Origin of the sequence: Mesorhizobium sp. CA15, assembly GCF_020165215.1 — a bacterium.
GTDB lineage: Bacteria > Pseudomonadota > Alphaproteobacteria > Rhizobiales > Rhizobiaceae > Mesorhizobium.
This window is the reverse complement of sequence record NZ_JAIUHQ010000003.1, coordinates 417,093-433,822: the sequence shown is the minus strand read 5'-3', so window position 1 is coordinate 433,822 and position 16,730 is coordinate 417,093. Positions and strand designations below refer to the sequence as shown.

Annotated in this window: 17 protein-coding genes; 6 read left to right on the top strand and 11 right to left on the bottom strand. The window is 59.5% G+C overall.

Translation table 11 applies throughout. The annotated features are described in order from the left end of the window. The first annotated feature begins 35 nt into the window (after positions 1-35). From LB515_RS08705 to LB515_RS08690, 4 genes are read left to right on the top strand one after another with little or no spacing between them, the layout of a single operon-like run. Positions 36-1,298, top strand: a complete 1,263-nt coding sequence (locus LB515_RS08705) for a DegT/DnrJ/EryC1/StrS family aminotransferase (protein ID WP_224707441.1) — start codon at positions 36-38, stop codon at positions 1,296-1,298. Then, the gene (locus LB515_RS08700) at positions 1,295-2,233 is read left to right on the top strand and encodes a glycosyltransferase family 2 protein (protein WP_224526267.1); all 939 of its coding nucleotides are present in this window, start codon (positions 1,295-1,297) and stop codon (positions 2,231-2,233) included. The genes LB515_RS08705 and LB515_RS08700 overlap by 4 nt, the downstream gene beginning before the upstream one ends. Next, positions 2,230-3,180 (top strand): WxcM-like domain-containing protein, encoded by a 951-nt coding sequence (locus tag LB515_RS08695; protein WP_224707440.1) that lies wholly within the window; start codon positions 2,230-2,232, stop codon positions 3,178-3,180. The genes LB515_RS08700 and LB515_RS08695 overlap by 4 nt, the downstream gene beginning before the upstream one ends. After that, entirely contained in the window at positions 3,170-3,550 is a 381-nt protein-coding gene (locus LB515_RS08690; RefSeq protein ID WP_224707439.1) for a hypothetical protein, read from the top strand. The genes LB515_RS08695 and LB515_RS08690 overlap by 11 nt, the downstream gene beginning before the upstream one ends. A 24-nt stretch (positions 3,551-3,574) precedes the next feature. On the opposite strand, the gene LB515_RS08685 is transcribed toward LB515_RS08690, so the two are convergent. The 9 genes from LB515_RS08685 to LB515_RS08645 all read right to left on the bottom strand — a co-directional run bounded on the left by LB515_RS08685 (position 3,575) and on the right by LB515_RS08645 (position 12,373). Next, positions 3,575-4,306: a hypothetical protein gene (locus tag LB515_RS08685; RefSeq protein ID WP_224526275.1), complete on the bottom strand. Its 732-nt coding sequence runs from the start codon at positions 4,304-4,306 to the stop codon at positions 3,575-3,577. Further along, positions 4,293-5,393: a rhamnan synthesis F family protein gene (locus LB515_RS08680; RefSeq protein ID WP_224707438.1), complete on the bottom strand. Its 1,101-nt coding sequence runs from the start codon at positions 5,391-5,393 to the stop codon at positions 4,293-4,295. The genes LB515_RS08685 and LB515_RS08680 overlap by 14 nt, the downstream gene beginning before the upstream one ends. A 93-nt stretch (positions 5,394-5,486) precedes the next feature. Next, positions 5,487-6,455 (bottom strand): class I SAM-dependent methyltransferase, encoded by a 969-nt coding sequence (locus LB515_RS08675; RefSeq protein WP_224707437.1) that lies wholly within the window; start codon positions 6,453-6,455, stop codon positions 5,487-5,489. After that, the gene (locus tag LB515_RS08670; RefSeq protein WP_224707436.1) at positions 6,452-7,918 is read right to left on the bottom strand and encodes a glucosyltransferase domain-containing protein; all 1,467 of its coding nucleotides are present in this window, start codon (positions 7,916-7,918) and stop codon (positions 6,452-6,454) included. Before LB515_RS08670 ends, LB515_RS08675 begins: the two co-directional genes overlap by 4 nt. Positions 7,919-7,995: 77 nt before the next feature. Then, positions 7,996-8,937, bottom strand: coding sequence for a dTDP-4-dehydrorhamnose reductase (gene rfbD / locus LB515_RS08665; protein WP_224707435.1), 942 nt, complete (start codon positions 8,935-8,937; stop codon positions 7,996-7,998). Continuing rightward, positions 8,934-10,109, bottom strand: coding sequence for a dTDP-glucose 4,6-dehydratase (gene rfbB, locus LB515_RS08660; protein WP_224707514.1), 1,176 nt, complete (start codon positions 10,107-10,109; stop codon positions 8,934-8,936). Before rfbB ends, rfbD begins: the two co-directional genes overlap by 4 nt. Before the next feature lie 14 nt (positions 10,110-10,123). After that, positions 10,124-10,678: a dTDP-4-dehydrorhamnose 3,5-epimerase gene (gene rfbC, locus LB515_RS08655; protein WP_224707434.1), complete on the bottom strand. Its 555-nt coding sequence runs from the start codon at positions 10,676-10,678 to the stop codon at positions 10,124-10,126. Continuing rightward, positions 10,671-11,561 carry a glucose-1-phosphate thymidylyltransferase RfbA gene (rfbA, locus tag LB515_RS08650; protein WP_224526296.1) on the bottom strand — a complete coding sequence of 297 codons (891 nt, stop codon included), beginning with the start codon at positions 11,559-11,561 and terminating at the stop codon, positions 10,671-10,673. Before rfbA ends, rfbC begins: the two co-directional genes overlap by 8 nt. A gap of 221 nt (positions 11,562-11,782) precedes the next feature. Further along, positions 11,783-12,373, bottom strand: coding sequence for a biotin transporter BioY (locus LB515_RS08645; protein WP_224707433.1), 591 nt, complete (start codon positions 12,371-12,373; stop codon positions 11,783-11,785). Between the two features lie 221 nt (positions 12,374-12,594). Here LB515_RS08645 and LB515_RS08640 point away from each other — a divergent pair, with 221 nt between their 5' ends. Next, positions 12,595-13,503 carry an MBL fold metallo-hydrolase gene (locus LB515_RS08640; RefSeq protein WP_224707432.1) on the top strand — a complete coding sequence of 303 codons (909 nt, stop codon included), beginning with the start codon at positions 12,595-12,597 and terminating at the stop codon, positions 13,501-13,503. Here LB515_RS08640 and LB515_RS08635 read toward each other — a convergent pair whose 3' ends face one another. Continuing rightward, positions 13,504-14,289 carry a DUF1499 domain-containing protein gene (locus tag LB515_RS08635; RefSeq protein ID WP_224637718.1) on the bottom strand — a complete coding sequence of 262 codons (786 nt, stop codon included), beginning with the start codon at positions 14,287-14,289 and terminating at the stop codon, positions 13,504-13,506. 81 nt (positions 14,290-14,370) lie between these two features. Then, complete coding sequence (locus tag LB515_RS08630; protein ID WP_224707431.1) at positions 14,371-15,999, bottom strand: fatty-acid--CoA ligase; 1,629 nt, start codon at positions 15,997-15,999, stop codon at positions 14,371-14,373. Positions 16,000-16,188: 189 nt separating this feature from the next. On the opposite strand from LB515_RS08630, the gene LB515_RS08625 reads away from it, so the two are divergent. Then, positions 16,189-16,545 (top strand): hypothetical protein, encoded by a 357-nt coding sequence (locus LB515_RS08625; protein WP_224707430.1) that lies wholly within the window; start codon positions 16,189-16,191, stop codon positions 16,543-16,545. Positions 16,546-16,730 lie beyond the last annotated feature (185 nt).

Here is a 16,730-nt window from a genome sequence, read left to right as displayed (position 1 = left end):
CAGCCTGTTGCGACCGAGCCGGAATCTCAATAGTTGTGCATGCGGTTCTGGCTTCCGCTGTTTCCGCGATGCAAGTATTCTCGGTTCTTTTATTAGAATCATCTGAATTTCCGAATGCTTTGCAGGCGAACACGCCGGAACGAAGAAGACACGCTGTCGAGTTGTCGATGATGAAGCCGAATGCCGTTCCGATGAATGATCTCAAGCGTCTGTACCAGCGCTATGAGGTTGAAATCGCGCGCGAAGTAGCAAGCACGCTACGGTCCGGATGGTGGCTCAATGGCGCGGCAGGGAAGCGATTCGCAGCGAACTTTGCGACGTTTGCAGGAACCTCGGATTGCATCCTCGTCGCCAACGGAACGGACGCCCTTGAACTCGCCTTACGCTCTATCGTCGGGCTTGGCGATGCGCATGGACGCGAGGTGATCGTGGCGGCGAATGCCGGGGGTTATGCCAGTTGCGCGTGCTGGCACAACGACCTCATTCCACACTACGTCGATATCGAACCAGCTAGCCAACTTGCAAGCGTCCAGTCGGTGCTGGAAGCGGTGAGCACCGATACGGCTGCCATTGTCGCTACCCATCTTTACGGCGGCGTGGTCGATGTACCCGCTATCCGGGCAGGACTTGTCAATGCCGGCATGTCGCACATACCGGTCATCGAGGATTGCGCCCAGGCACATGGTGCTCGCATCAGGGGTGAAACGGCTGGATCACTTGGGGACATCGCCACTTTCAGCTTCTATCCGACCAAAAATCTTGGCGCGATGGGTGACGGCGGCGCAGTCCTCACCTCCAACCCAAGACTGGCGGACCGCGTTCGTCAGCTTCATCAATATGGCTGGAGTTCCAAATATCATGTGGCCCTGCCGGGAGGGCGCAACTCTCGCATGGACGAGGTCCAGGCCGCTATTTTGGATGTGCTCCTTCCGGACTTGAACAGCCGCAACGAACAACGCCGCAGCATCGTTAGCCGATTTAGGGCCGTCACCGGACGCCGGCTCAAATTCCTCGACGGCGGCAATGGCGCCGTCGCACACCTCGCGGTCCTGCTGTGTGACGACCGGGACGCATTCCGCACCTTCATGAAAGAGCGCGGCGTCGATACCGATGTCCACTACCCCGTGCTCGATTGCGATCAGGTTGGTTGGGCTGCCCTGCCCATGAAAGGGACCGAAAATCTTGCGATCTCCAGGGCAAGCATCAGTCGTCTCTGTTCCGTCCCGTGCTACCCGGACATGACGAATGATGAGGTCGAGCAAGTGTGCAGGGCCCTCAGCGACTGGGAGGCAATGTGACTGCGCGCTCTCTGGTTTTTCCCATTTACCGCAATGAGCCGAACATCCCTTCCCTGTTGCAGGCCGTCGCCGATTTCGACGCCATGTATGAGGGCGACATCGAGTTTGTCTTCGTCATCGACGGGTCGCCCGACCAGTCGGGCGGGCTGCTGGTCAGGGCTTTGAAGGACGCCCGCTACAAGTACAAGATCATCTTCCACAGCCGGAATTTTGGTTCCTTCACGGCCATTCGGACGGGGCTTGAGCATGCATCCGGCAAACATGTGGCCGCGATGGCTGCTGACCTCCAGGAGCCGCCCGAACTGATTGTCGAATTCTTTTCGATGTTGGAGAAGGACACGGCCGATGTCGTGTTTGGCCGCAGAACCGGCCGCGACGACCCCCTTCTGACACGTTTCCTGTCCCGGGCCTTCTGGAGCGTTTACCGCAGGCTGATTATGCCCAGCATGCCGAGCGGCGGCGTCGATATATTTGCCTGCAACCGCCAGGCGCTCAATGCGATCCTGTCAATCGAGGAGCCAAACAGCTCGCTTGTGGTTCAGCTGTTCTGGGTCGGATTCAGACGGGAGTTCGTGCCTTACCGGCGGCGCGAGCGGGAGCATGGGAAGAGTGCCTGGGGCATTGGGCGCCGGCTCAGATATATGATGGACTCGATCTTCTCGTTTTCCGACTTTCCGATCGTTTTCATACTCTGGGTAGGCATTGCGGGCTGCGTGCTCAGTCTTGTGTTTGCGGCAATCACCGTCGTCGCCCGCTTGCTTGGCAAGATCGACCCGGCCGGATACACGACGCTGGTGTTGCTGATCGCGGGGTTTGGATCAGCGATCCTCGCGGTGCAAGGCATCCTTGGCTGTTATCTTTGGCGGGCGGTTGAAAATACCAAATCGCGCCCATTGCGGATAATAAGCCGCATTGTCGACGGGACGTCCGCATGAACGACAAACCATTTTTTGTTCATGACCGCGGCATCTGCGAAAGCACGCGCGTCGGCAACGGAACGCGCATATGGGCGTTTGCCCATGTCCTCCCTGGGGCCGTGATCGGCGCGAACTGCAACATCTGCGATCATGTCTTCATCGAAAACGACGTGAGCGTCGGCGATGACGTCACGATAAAAAGCGGCGTTCAGCTATGGGACGGCATTCGGTTGGGCAATCGCGTGTTCGTCGGTCCGAATGCGACCTTCACCAACGACCGCTTCCCGCGTTCGAAACACTATCCGGAGTCGTTTCTCCAGACGATCGTCGAGGACGGCGCGTCGATCGGCGCCAACGCAACGATCCTGCCGGGCATAACGATTGGCCGCCAGGCGATGATCGGCGCCGGAGCCGTGGTGACCAAGAACGTGCCGGCAAACGCCGTGGTCGTTGGAAATCCGGCCGTCATCGTTGGCTATCAGACCGGTCCGCAGGTCGAGCCTGTGATGACGCAAGCGACCCCCGGTGCTGCAGGCGACAGGATGGCGCTCGGCGTCGGCGGATGTGAGCTCTGGCGGTTGCCACACTTTAGTGATCTGCGCGGCGAACTGGCCCCGCTCGAGTTCGGACAGAACCTGCCCTTCAAGCCCATGCGGTCGTTTTTGGTCTACGGTGTACCTTCGGACAAGGTCAGGGGTGAGCATGCGCACCGCCAGTGCCATCAATTCCTGATTGCCACCCATGGCCGCCTGTCGGTGGTCGTCGATGACGGTCACGACAGAAAGGAAGTGTCGCTGGCAGATCCCTCGATCGGCCTTTACCTGCCTCCTGGGGTATGGGGTATCCAGTACAAGTTCCAGCCGGATACCGCCCTGCTGGTCATGGCCTCGCATCCGTATGATGCAAGCGATTATATCAGGGACTATTCGGATTTCCTCGCGACGGTCAGGCCGGATGGCCACTGACCGGATAGGCTCGGATGCGCTTCGTTTTCTTGCTGCGGGAGGACTGAACACCGCGCTGACGAGTGCCGTCTACTTTGCCGGCCTGACGATCCTGTCGTCGGGCATTTCCTATACGATTGCCTGGCTGGTAGGCCTCGCATTCGTGATGGCGTTCTATCCAGACCGCGTCTTTCCTGGCGGGCGCACCGGCTTGACGGACCGGCTGGCAGTCGGCGGCTCGGTCGCCGCGGTGTTTGTGGCAGGCTTAGTAACCCTTCATCTTCTCGAACGAGCGCTGCAAAGCCGAGCGGCGGCGTTCTTTGCAACGCTAGCCATCACAACAACGCTCAACTTTACTATCTCCCGATCTATACTACGTAAGAAACGGTAAGGTAATGGAGATCCCCTATTAAAGCTAAAAAGGGAATCTTATCTGAGACATTTTTAAGTATAATTCCGGGCCGTTACGAATTACGTCCACCGCTCTAGATTTGACTCGATCTGACGACTGCAGGCCGCAGAAATCGGCAAGAGCAGCTACAAAGCTTGCGGGTTGAAAGATCGCTTTCTCATAACTGACAAGGAGTGCAGGAACAGTGAGTTTTTCGATTAGGTTCACAATCTCAAGATTTAGTTCGACTGCTCTGCGCAGTTGATCACGGAACTCGCAAACCATCGAGATTTCTTCCCGTTTTGCGATGGCGACTGGATCGCGAAAAGGTATAACCAATCTCGGCTCGCGAAACAGGTGAAGATAGCTTCCAACACTTTGGAAGGCCATAGGCCGCTTGAAGCCCCAGACGTTGTGGACGCTGTTGTACCGGCCAATCATCGCAGGCAACTCGTCCGGCGCGTTTTCAATGGCATCTGCGAATTCCAAGTCCTCGAACACCGCCTTGTCGGCCTGGGCGCCCAGGTAAACTCCAAGGGAATCCAGCGTGGCCGCCACCATGGAAGTGCCCGAGCGAGGCGCACCAACGACAACAATCGTCGCAGTGCCTCCCGCCACGCTATTATTGATGATATGGACTCCGAAGTTTCTAAGTTGATTGATATCGACCTGCGCCGACGGGCGACTACGTTTAGATAGCCACTCAAATCGTTTCGATGCCCCCCGCAGCATGCCGCCCCCGCTAAATGATTCCATCGTTGAACTGAATTCTTTTCAAAAAGCTCAGTTGAGTTCCAGCCCCTTTCCGTCTCATATCCGACAAAATTTCATGAAGATGACCCTCATGCCCTAGGTCCCTTAGGCAAGCCTCAACATCATAGATTGAATACTGCAAGCGGTATACCAGATCCCGCTTCAGAAGCGGACATCTTAGAAACCTTCGGTAGAGAAAACCTCCGGTGTGAATCTGAGAACGCCCCGATATGCGATTCAGTATATCGCCTTGCACTTCGTTTCCGCGAGCACCCTTGTGATCTTCCCTGCGCAACCGGATTGCAGAAGGAAGCGATCCGCTAAGCGAAATCAACTCTCCCAGGGAAAGATCTTTCATAAAAGGCTGAATTTCGTTAGGTGAGTATATAACATCTATTTCATCGGCAAAGGGCACTATTGCCTTTGACAATCCGATCTCTCCCCTTTGTATCGCCCATCTTCTCGAATTTACCGGCAGATATTTCCGCCAGAACTCAACAGCAGCGGGAGTATCCAACATCCGCCGCGACACAGAGAAGCAAAACGATTGAATATGATAAAAAAACTCCCAATTTTCAAACGCCGTGCAGATGTCGGCTTTAGAGGTCGCCAGCCGCTGGATCATCTCGGTCAGGCCTTCTCGGAAGAAATAGACGCTGTCGTTCAGATAAATAAGACGCTCAACATCAAAATGCTTACGCAGGAAATGAGTTGCGTCTTGGAATCCGCCAATATCGAATCCCGTATTGTCTCTGGTCAGAATCCAACGACTTTGTGAAATAAGCGCCGCCCTGGTAGCGTCGTTTAGCGTGTGATTAGCCACCACGATAAGGTTTACTTCCGCCTCTGCCAACGCGTCAAGGGCATTTTTTACATACCATGACAGTTCTTTCGGCTGCCATATCAGAAAGATAGCAAATTTTCCGTTTTCGAAGCGGCGATTTCCTTCGATACTTTCCGTTATAAATCCGTCTTTTCCAAACAATCGACGAATAACCGCAGAAAATACCTTTGGATAATAGAAAATCGATCGCGCAAGAACCTTAATCGCGGCCTCTTTCAATCGATCAGCGACATTCTTGTTCGTCACGTTATAACTTCCCTCCTGGTTCCTTCTACCCCATGTGGGGCGATCGGTCGTTCATACCGGTCTGGGACAGATATCGACGGTAGCCCCAACTCCTCACTTCGAGAGGATGGCTGTGAATTCATTACGATTGAACGGCGTTGCATGCACACTCACGGGGCGCAATGGCGAATATCCAAGTTCGAACAGCGCCTGGATGTTGCGTTGAAAGCCTTCCGGGGTAAATTGCCATGAGTGGACATCAACATAGCCGCCGTCGGCTTGCCGGTGCTCCTCAATTGCAGCTCGTACGCGCTTCCCGAGCTCAGATGATTGCAGTTCGACGCCATGGTCTCCGCGCCAATGCCGGACACAGTCATTGTGCACGGTCAGCGCTCGGTGTTCGATCACACTCGCAAGCCGGTGAGTTCTACGCCGAGATAAGCATGCGTCAAGAATGTCGGCGATCGTAGATTCAGCGATAAAGTGATCAAAGCAATATCTTTTGTCTGGTACAATAATATAATATTTTCCACCATCCTCCAGAATTCCTGAAACTTGTCGAAAATGGTGGATCAAGTCGGGCTGATGCTCGATGCAATGGCAACTAACCACTGCAGAGAACTTTTCAGACACCACCGAGAGATCGCCGATCGGCGATGTATAGTGAATCTTCGGGACAGCTTTTATCGGATATCCGATCTGCTTGGCCCTGGCGACCAATTGCTCGCTGTCAAGGATGTCAAAATACCGAACCTGCTCGCCAATCACCTGGGGATTACAAAAGGGGCCAATCTCAAGGATCGACCGGCTGGATCTCATTTCGTCCAAGAAGCGCTCACGCAGTGACAGAGGAGAACCCAATCTTCCTTCCCGAGAACCAATTCTCAAAAAATGATCACGAAGCTGCTCGTCGGTCATGCGAGCTAGGTCGGGGTAACTTTTGCGGTAGAACTCCATGTCCAGGCAAAGACCCGCCTCCACCATCGGAAGTTGAACTGCTTCTTGGCTTAATGAATCTCGTGCACCCCTCTTTGGTCCAGAGAGACTCCCCCAAATTCTGGAGAAGTATTGATTACCAATCATGGTGAATAATATCCTGATTGCAAGCCGAGTTTTACGAGAACAACATCGTTCAGTAGACGGACGCTACCTTTTGCAGGAAAAACTGGCATCACGTCAAACTCAGGTTTGAGCGCCCTCCGCTGACTGCCAGGCAGTTGCACGAGGTTCTTATATCCCTGCATCTGCAAATAAGCGGACATTCGCTCGATGTTGCCGCCATCCCAAGAGAAGAATGAAGCACCAGCTGTAGAGCCCACCGCGATCGGATACAGGCTCGAGCGGACTGCACCACCATATATATCGAATTTCTGAGGTTTACTGAGGTCAGCTACGTCCGACATTCTTTCATATATCCTGCTTGCCATTTGCCTATCAAAGTCGGCAGCCAAAACTCGTTCCGCTTGGTATTGGGAAATGGCTGCCGCTGACTGAATTGCAAGCGCTCCTGTCAAAATGTAACCCGTTATTCTCAGTTGCTTCGATTTCGAATTCATAACCACAATCGAACAAACGCAGATTGAACTCGGAACGGCGAGCAGAGTCCTCATTGGAACCAACCCACCAGCCAATAACATGAGCGGAAACGGCGCAAGTAATATCATCAATAGAAGAAACGTAGATATATACTTTCTCTGTGTGATGACGATAAAGACGGCCAACGCAATAAGAAAACCGCTAGCCCAAATCGCCGTACCAAACATTGAACGCGCGCCGATTAAAACCAAGATGCTATTCGCAATTGTCCTGCCCGCGACTCCGAGAGGATCCGCCAATAGGATGTCCGGTCTCATAAATGCCTCGATATAGGCGATCGGTATCCCCGAAAAAGTTACAAAGAGTTTCTGAATCAAGAGGTGCATCGCAATCGACGCAACGATCAAAGCGAAAACGGAAATAGTGCCCCGTATTTGTCGTTCACTGTTGCTGAAGAAGACAACCGCCAGGCCAACCACCAGGGCAACAAAGGCAAACGCCTGGTAGGTGCCGATTGCCGCCGTTGCGGAGACAACCATCACAATCGCCCAAAACACCTTGTTGTTTTCAGTTAAGTATCGTTCCACGGTGTAAGCGACAACCCCGCAGAGCAATAAACCAATACCAGCCGAGGAAGTATTCGCGGGAAATTCGAGCAGACAGCTCCAAATCGGAAATGCCGCGAAGGCTGCAAAGGCAAGAAAAGAACTAACCCCGAATGGCTGCCGGCAACCACGGAGGAAAAGCATATACGCGCTTGCAGCGCAGAGACCAAATAAGCCAACCGTAAAGGCAGGCACAACTGGAAACGGCAGAATGTACCGTAACAGCACGTAAGTCATCCATCGGCCTTGCGCTATCCACGCGCCTCCGGAGTCTCTCGTCGCTGCGATTTCCGCATCGATGTAAAGAGGCAACGTTGTCATCATTGGGAAATAAATGGCGACGAAAAGCAGCCACAATCGCGCGACGGATTTCGCGTTCTCTACCGCTGTCTGTTGACTCACCATCAGTCCTCTCAATCTGTGCACTGCACTTTCAGGACGCGCATCTTGAAAGCTGCTGCTGGCAACAGAAAGCCATGGGGTTAAGCTTGTCTGTGGCGGTCCGTTGCGTCACATCCCGATGGAAGACACAGGCCCCGGTCATCTCGGACTAGACGGACAACCACCTTCTCAGCCGACTCGCGCCACCCCGGCGCCTGCCACCCAAACGCCTCTACAAACTTGGCACTCGACAGCCGCGAATTTTGCGGGCGCCTGGCCTTGGTCGGATAATCCGCCGTCGCGATATCGCGCACTTTCGCGTGCGGGCCACCAAACGCCCGGCTTGTGTCGAGGATGTGACGGGCAAAGCCGCTCCAGTTGGTGTCGCCCTCGCCCGCCAGATGATAGACGCCGAAGGCGGCGAAACTGCCGTCGCCGACCAGTTTCGGCGCCGCATGCAGGATCGCGTCGGCGATGTCGAGCGCCGAGGTCGGATTGCCCCACTGGTCGGCGACGACCGATATCTCGTCGCGGTCGGCGGCCAGCCTCAGCATGGTCTTGACGAAGTTCCTGCCGAAGGGGCTGTAGACCCAGGCCGTGCGCAGGATGAGATGGCGCGGGTTGGCCGCGGCGACCGCCTCTTCGCCCGCGAGCTTGGAGGCGCCGTAGACGCCGAGCGGCGCGGTCGGGTCGGTCTCGACATAGGCGCCGTCCTTGGCGCCGTCGAAGACATAGTCGGTCGACAGATGGATGACGGGGACGCCGAGCCTTGCCGCGGCTTGCGCCACTTTGCCGGCGCCGGTTGCGTTCACCGCGAAGGCCAGGTCCTTCTCGTCCTCGGCCTGGTCGACAGCGGTGTAGGCGGCGGCGGACACGACGATGTCGGGCCTTGCCGCTTCAAGGGCCGCGAGCACGGTGTCGGGCCGCGCAAGGTCGAGCGCCGGCCGGCCGACGGCGACGACCTCGACATCGTCGCGGCCCCGCGCCGCCTCGACCAGGCTTGCGGCAACCTGGCCTTCGCGTCCGGTGACGGCAAGCCTCACGTGGTCACCCTGCCCTCGGCCGCGTTCCCGACCGGGCCGCCTTCGGTCTTTGCAGCGCCGATCGGGGCGTTGCCGATCAAGGCGTTCTCGGCTGGGGCGTTCTCGACTGGGCGCGCCGTAGCCCGGCCCAGCCGCGCGCCGTCGTAGCGCTGCTCGCGGATCGGCTCCCACCACCATTTGTTGTCGAGATACCAGTCGACGGTCCTCGCCAGACCGCTGTCGAAATTCTCCTTGGGCGTCCAGCCTAGCTCGCGCGCGATCTTGGAGGCGTCGATCGCATAGCGGCGGTCGTGGCCGGGGCGGTCGGTGACGAAGGCGATCAGCTCGCGATGGCGCTTGCCGCCGGCGCGCGGGCGCCTGAGGTCGAGAAGATCACAGATCGCCTCGACGACGCCGAGATTGGTGCGCTCGGAATTGCCGCCGACATTGTAGCTCTCGCCCGGCCGCCCCCTCGTGGCCACCAGCTCAAGGGCGCGCGCGTGATCCTCGACGAACAGCCAGTCGCGCACATTGGCGCCGGCGCCGTAGACGGGCAGCGGCTTCTCGTCGAGCGCGTTGAGGATGACCAGCGGGATCAGCTTTTCCGGGAAATGGTAGGGGCCGTAATTGTTCGAGCAGTTGGACAGCACCACCGGCAGGCCGTAGGTCTCGTGCCAGGCCCGCACCAGATGGTCGGAGGCTGCCTTGGAGGCCGAATAGGGCGAGGACGGCGCATAGGGCGTTTCCTCCACGAACATGCCGCCGTCGAAAGGCAGGTCGCCGAACACCTCGTCGGTAGAGACATGGTGGAAGCGGAAGCCCGCTTTGCGCTCGTCGGACAGGCCGCGCCAATATTCCAGCGCCGCGTTCAGGATGCGGTAGGTGCCGACGATGTTGGTCTCGATGAAGGCGCCTGGACCGTCGATCGAGCGGTCGACATGGCTCTCGGCGGCGAGGTTCATGACGATGTCGATGTCGTCGCGGCGCAGGATCTCCAGCACCGCGCGCTCGTCGCAGATGTCGGCGTGCTCGAAGCGGTAATTATGCGCGTTCTCGATCGGCCTTAGCGAGGCGAGGTTGCCGGCATAGGTGAGCTTGTCGAGATTGGTGACGCGGTAGGCCGGATTGGCGCATAGATGCCGGCACACAGCCGAGCCGATGAAGCCGGCGCCGCCGGTGACCAGGAAATTCATGCCGCCGTCCCTCCTCACGCGAACACCTCCGCCGCGCCCAGCAGCGGCGCGTTGCGGTCCTTGTCCGAAAGCTGGAAGCCGCCCGCGATCTCCGGCCACGCGATGCCGATCGCCGGGTCGTCGAAGCGGATCGAGCGGTCGTGCCCGGGCGAATAGGTGTCGGTCACCTTGTAGAGCACCTCGGTATGCGGCACGAGCGTGACGAAACCATGCGCGAAGCCTTTCGGCACCAGGACCTGGTTGCCCTTGTCGGCCGATATCTCCAGCGCTTCCCATTTGCCGAAAGTAGGCGAAGAACGGCGGATGTCGACCGCGACATCGAGCACGCTGCCGCGGATGACGCGCAGCAGCTTGGCTTGCGCGCGCGGCGGCAGTTGGTAATGCAGGCCGCGCAGCACGCCGGCCGCGGCGGAATAGGAATGATTGTCCTGCACGAAAGCGAGATCGATGCCGGCTTCGGCGAAGCGCTCCGCATTCCAGGTCTCGCTGAAAAAGCCGCGCGCATCGCCATGCCGCTTCGGCACGATCTCCAGCACGCCGTCGAGGCCGAGCCGCCTGACCTCAAGCACCGCGTTCCTCCATCAGATCGGCCACCCGCCGGCGCAGATAGGCGGCATATTCGTTCTTGCCGAGCCGCGCGGCGCGATCCAGCACCTTGTCGGCGCTGATCCAGTGCTGCTCCAGCGCAATCTCCTCGGGGCACGCGATCTTGATGCCCTGGCGATGCTCGATCGTGCGCACGAAAGACGATGCCTCGAGCAGGCTGTCATGCGTGCCGGTGTCCAGCCAGGCATAGCCGCGGCCGAGGCGGTGGACATGCAACTCGCCACGCTCGAGATAGACATTGTTGACCGCGGTGATCTCGAGCTCGCCGCGTGCCGAAGGGCGGATCGTCGAGGCGATATCGACTACCTTGTTGTCGTAGAAATAAAGACCGGTGACGGCCCAGTTGGACTTCGGCTTTTGCGGCTTCTCCTCGATCGTCAGAGCCTTGCCGGTGGCCTTGTCGAAGGAGACCACGCCATAGCGCTCGGGATCGTCGACATAATAGGCGAAGACCGATGCGCCGCCATCGCGCGTCGCCGCCTCGCGGCAGAGCTGCGACAGGCCGCCGCCGAAATAGATGTTGTCGCCGAGAATCATCGACACGCTGTCCTTGCCGATGAAGTCGCGGCCGATGATGAAGGCCTCGGCGAGGCCGTTGGGCTGCGCCTGCACGGCATAGGACAATTCCAGCCCGAATTCGGAACCGTCGCCCAGCAACGCCTGGAAGACCGGCAAGTCGCGCGGAGTTGAAATGACCAGAATCTGGCGAATTCCCGCGAGCATCAGCACGCTCAGCGGGTAATAGATCATCGGCTTGTCGTAGATCGGCAGTATTTGCTTAGAAACCGCTAATGTTAGCGGATAAAGACGTGTTCCGCTGCCACCCGCAAGGATAATTCCTTTCAACAAGCTCTCCTTGAACTACCGCGGCCCCCGCCTCGACGCCAAGTTGCCCGTGCTTAGTTTTCGGGCGCTGGCTTGTCAATGTCGGCTTTGACTGCTTCCCGACGTTACTTCATCGCTTTCTATCATCCGACAGGAGGCGGTTTCGAGCGAAATCCGACAGCGCCATGAAAAAGGGCCGGCGGGCGCTTGTCGCCCGCCGGCCCTTTTCTCGTCGATTGTTCTCAGCCGCGCTTGAGCAATGTCCACACGGCCGGCACAAGGCTGGCGGCCAAAGCCACCTTGATCAGGTCGCCGACGATGAAGGGCAGGACGCCGAACTGCCAGGACTTTTCCGGCCCGATCAGCGTGGCCAGCCAGCCAAAGCCCATGGCCATCATGACGACCTCGGCCGTCAACATGGCGCCGAACAGCTTGAAGGGATCGCGGTCCCAGCCGCGGTCGGCGGCCCATCCGGCAATCGCGGCCATGACCACGAAGCCGGCGAGATAGCCGCCCGTCGAGCCCAGCATATAGACAATGCCGATGCCCTTTTCCGGCGTGCCCTGGAAGACCGGCAGACCAAAAGCGCCCTCGGCGAGGTAGAGAAGGAGCGTCGCGACGGCAAGGCGCAGGCCGAAGGCAGAGGCGATCAGCAGCACGGCCAGCGTCTGCAGCGAGATGTCGACCGGGCCGAGCACCACTTTGGTCTTGGCCGAAAGCGTCAGCAGCAGGGTTCCGGCGAGCGCCAGGAAGAGCTGGGTCGCCAGCCGGGCAACACCCCGATCCGGCAGGGTGAGAGAAACAAGCGGGCGCATCGTGGTTGCAGTTGCCATGGTCTTCCCCATTCTGGCTGATTTGCCGGGTGGCTGATTAGCTGGCTCTTAAAGCGCATCGCGCAGAAACGCATTCAGGCGACGCGCTTTAAAAATTGTCCTGATGCATGTCGTTCTCCCAAAACCGCTGCGCAGTTTTGGGCGACATCCATTGATTTTCCTATATTGGCTTCCGTATCGGACGGCAATCATTTTGCCGCCTTGCAACGGAGCCCGCAGGCATGGCCCTTGAATTCGACACCAGCTTCGATCCCGCCTACGGCCGGGCGGTTCCGGTTGCGCCGGATGTGCTGCGCATCACAGCAAGAAATCCGGGTCCTTTCACCTTCCACGGCACCAACAGCTATCTCGTCGGCAGTGACACGCTGGCGGTGATCGATCCGGGGCCGGAAGACGACGCCCATCTAGAAACACTGCTCAAGGCGATCGGCGGCCGACCGGTCAGTCACATCTTCGTCAGCCACACCCATCGCGACCATTCGCCTTTGGCGGCGCGGCTGAAAGAGCGCACCGGCGCGCCAACGCTTGCCGAAGGCCCGCATCGGCCGGCGCGCCCCTTGCGCATCGGCGAGGTCAATCCGCTCGACGCCAGCGCCGATCTCGCCTTCGTTCCCGATGTCGTGCTGGCCGACAATGCGCTGACTGAGGGCAACGGCTGGGCCATCCGCACCGTGCTGACGCCCGGCCACACCGCCAACCACGCCGTGTTTGCCCTCGAGGGGACCGGAACGCTGTTTTCAGCCGACCACGTCATGGCCTGGTCGACCTCGATCGTCGCGCCGCCGGACGGCGCCATGGCCGACTATATGAGCTCCCTCGACAAGCTTTTGGCGCGCGACGATCGCTTGCTTTTGCCTGGCCACGGCGGACCTGTGGCCGCGCCCCAAAGCTTCATGCGCGGCCTGAAGACGCATCGCAAGATGCGCGAAAGGGCGATCCTGGAGCGCATCCGCGCCGGAGACCTGACGATCGCGGAAATGGTCGCGGCGATCTATCGCGACACCGACCCGCGGCTACACGGCGCCGCCGGTCTTTCGGTGCTTGCCCATCTCGAGGATCTGGTTGCCCGCGGCCTCGTGACCACAGAAGGCGATCCGGCTATAGACGGCATTTTCAGCCCCGCCGCGTGATCACTCAGCCGGCGCCGCGCCGACCTGCCCGGCGACTTGCTGGTCCAGCTCGCCAAGGAAATCGGTGATGCGGGCGGCGTTGTCGCCGAGGTCGTAGCGGCCGTAGCGCGAGGCCGAGCGCATGTCGACGATGACCTGCTCGCCGTCGTCGGTGATGCGGATGGCGACGTCGGCCGGTAGTCCGAGCACAAAGCCCCTGGCCAGCGCGTTGATCGTCGCCTCGCTCTGCCCGTTGATGTCGGGATAAGGCGCCGTCAACTGCCAGTCGCGGCGGTCGAGCACGGTTTCGACAGCGTCGACGACGGTTTCGAAAGGCAGATTGTAGCTGCGCCCGCTGACCAGCGGATAGGCCTCGGCCTGCAGGGCCTGTTCGCCCGGGGTCGGCGGCGACAACTCGTTCATGTCGGCGGTGCGATCGCTGGTGTCCAACGCGGGCGGATCGTCGAGATCGGTCGAGATGTCGCGCAGCGGCGGATAGATCGTCGCCCAGTAGACGGCGACGCCGTAGGGTGCCAGCACCAGCAGCGCCAGCAGCGCGCCGATGGAGAGATCGCGGCCGCCGCGATCGCCGAAGCTCCAGACCCTGGCCAGGCCGAGACCGGCCAGCAACAGGGCAAGCGCAGCCAGCAGCGCCACGAGCGCCAGCACCCACAGGAAAGGCGGCGTCTCGACGAGACCCAGCCTGTAAGCGGCAACGGCGGTGAGCAAAAGGACGAGAGAGAATGCCCCGATCCGCCGCGACCAGCCGGCCGCCCTTGACGTCTGCCGTTCAGGAATAGATGCCATTCTCTGCCGTATCGCCCCAACCCGGCCGAGAGTTAGCGGTTTTTGGCGCCGGCTTGAAGCCGAAAGATCGAACATTTTTCGTCAATCCGTCGGCAGGCGGTAATCCTTGAACTGGGCACGCAAACTGGTCTTCTGGATCTTGCCGGTGGCGGTGTGCGGAATTTCGCCGACGAAGGCGACGTCGTCGGGCATCCACCACTTCGCCACCTTGCCGCTCATGAAGGCGAGGATGTCGGTCTTGGTCGGCTCCTTGCCGGGCTTGCGCACGACGACGAGCAAAGGCCGCTCGCCCCATTTGGAATGCGGGATGCCGATGGCCGCTGCCTCCGCCACGTCCGGATGGCCGACGGCAAGGTTCTCGAGATCGATGGTCGATATCCACTCGCCGCCGGACTTGATGACGTCCTTGGCGCGATCGGTGACCTGCATATAGCCGCTGGCGTCGATATGGGCGACGTCGCCGGTGTCGAACCAGCCGTCGGCGTCGAACTGCTCGGCGCCGGCGCCGCCATAATATGCTCGGGCCACCGCGGGGCCGCGCACCTTGAGATGTCCGAAGGTCTTGCCGTCCCAGGGCAGCGCGTTGTTGTCGTCGTCTGTCACTTTCATCTCGACGCCGAAGGGGGGAAAACCCTGCTTGCCTTGGACATCGAGCCGCGCCTCGCCGGTCAGCGCCTCATATTGCGGCTTCAGCGTGCAGAGGGTGCCCAGCGGCGACATCTCGGTCATGCCCCAGGCATGCACCACCTGCACGCCGTAATTGTCCTGGAACTTGGCGGTTATGGCGCGCGGACAGGACGCCCCGCCGATGACGACCTTCTTCAGGTGAGGCAGCTTCTTGCCGGTTTCCTCAAGATATTGCAGCAGCATCATCCAGACGGTGGGCACGGCGGCGCTGAACGTCACCTTTTCGGTGTCGAGCAGTTCATAGATCGAGGCGCCGTCCATCTTGCAGCCCGGCATCACCAGCTTGGCGCCGATCATCGGACCGCTCTGGCCGAGCCCCCAGGCGTTGGCGTGAAACATCGGCACGACCGGCAGGATCACGTCCCGGGTGGACATGCCCATGGCGTCGGGCATGGCTGCCATCATGGCGTGCAGGACATTGGAGCGGTGGCTGTAGAGAACGCCCTTCGGGTCGCCCGTCGTGCCCGACGTGTAGCACATGCCGGCGGCGGTATTCTCGTCGAACGTCTTCCAGGTGAAGGCGCCGTCGGCTTCGGCCAGCCATTCCTCGTAGGCGACGGCGTTCGGCAGCGACGTTTGCGGCATATGCGCCAGGTCGGTCAGCACGATAACCCGTCGCAGCGATCGGACCGCGCCGGCGATCTTTTCCAGGATCGGCACGAAGGTCAGGTCGACGAAGATCGCCTTGTCCTCGGCATTGTTCATGATCCAGGCGATCTGCTCGGGAAAAAGCCTCGGGTTGAGCGTGTGATAGATCGCGCCGATGCCCATGATGCCGTACCAGGCCTCGATATGGCGGGCGGTGTTCCAGGCAAGGGTCGCGATGCGGTCGCCGAGCCTGAAGCCGTCACGCTCCAGCCGTTGCGCCACCTTGAGCGAACGGTGATGGATTTCGGCATAGCTGGTGCGCACGATCGGGCCTTCGATCGAACGCGACACGACCTCCCGGCTGCCGTGCTGGCGTTCCGCATGGTCGAGCAGCTTATGGCAAAGCAGCGGCCATTCCTGCATCAATCCAAGCATCAATTCCTCCCTTTGCGCATTCGCGTCATTTGTTTCACGCATTGTGAAACGAACCGGCGGTTTGTCCAGCCGCCATAAGTCGAAGCCAGTGGATGGATCGAAGGACCGGGAAAACCGCCATAATCCGGCCATCGTCGCCGTTAAGCTTCGTTAACGGGCTGGGTGAGATTGGCGAATGGAGAGATTCGCATGGACGCGCAGCTCGACGAAAAAGCCCTCGAAAGCACGCTTGCCGAAAGTCTGGACGATCTGACGCCGGACATCAAAACCGTTTCCGAAGATGAATTTGCCGAAGTCGTCGGCGGTGCGCTGGAGGCCGTCGGCGGAACGCTGCTGTTCAAGATTCGCGTTGAAAACGGCGCCGAGGGCGAGCATGTCGCCGCGGCCTGCATCGGCAACGCCGACAATCGTCAGTTCCTGCTGCTCACGCTGCCGACCACCGGCGGCGCGCTGAAGGTCGAGACGGCGGCGAGAAGCACCAATCCGGTCGCGGGCATTGCCGCCGCCTATGCCGGCCTCATGGACGCCTTCAAGACGGCCGCCTGACGACCGGAAGCAGACGTTCAATGAATGGTGATGACGCCAAGCGTGACGCGCGCTTGCGCGACCCGCCTGCCCGACACATGTAAGTCTCCCCTGAGAACGTTTCACCGTTTCGCGGAAACAACGAAACGCTCTCTCTTTGTTTGACGCAATTCCGGACGGAAAACCGCTTCGCACTTTTTCTAGAA

Coding starts and splice junctions, on each gene's coding strand:
- LB515_RS08695 (WP_224707440.1), top strand. CDS start 2,230: ATGAACGACAAACCATTTTTTGTTCATGACCGCGGCATCTGCGAAAGC.
- LB515_RS08690 (WP_224707439.1), top strand. CDS start 3,170: ATGGCCACTGACCGGATAGGCTCGGATGCGCTTCGTTTTCTTGCTGCG.
- LB515_RS08685 (WP_224526275.1), bottom strand. CDS start 4,306: ATGGAATCATTTAGCGGGGGCGGCATGCTGCGGGGGGCATCGAAACGA.
- LB515_RS08675 (WP_224707437.1), bottom strand. CDS start 6,455: ATGATTGGTAATCAATACTTCTCCAGAATTTGGGGGAGTCTCTCTGGA.
- LB515_RS08670 (WP_224707436.1), bottom strand. CDS start 7,918: ATGGTGAGTCAACAGACAGCGGTAGAGAACGCGAAATCCGTCGCGCGA.
- rfbB (WP_224707514.1), bottom strand. CDS start 10,109: ATGAATTTCCTGGTCACCGGCGGCGCCGGCTTCATCGGCTCGGCTGTG.
- LB515_RS08645 (WP_224707433.1), bottom strand. CDS start 12,373: ATGGCAACTGCAACCACGATGCGCCCGCTTGTTTCTCTCACCCTGCCG.
- LB515_RS08640 (WP_224707432.1), top strand. CDS start 12,595: ATGGCCCTTGAATTCGACACCAGCTTCGATCCCGCCTACGGCCGGGCG.
- LB515_RS08635 (WP_224637718.1), bottom strand. CDS start 14,289: ATGGCATCTATTCCTGAACGGCAGACGTCAAGGGCGGCCGGCTGGTCG.
- LB515_RS08630 (WP_224707431.1), bottom strand. CDS start 15,999: ATGCTTGGATTGATGCAGGAATGGCCGCTGCTTTGCCATAAGCTGCTC.
- LB515_RS08625 (WP_224707430.1), top strand. CDS start 16,189: ATGGACGCGCAGCTCGACGAAAAAGCCCTCGAAAGCACGCTTGCCGAA.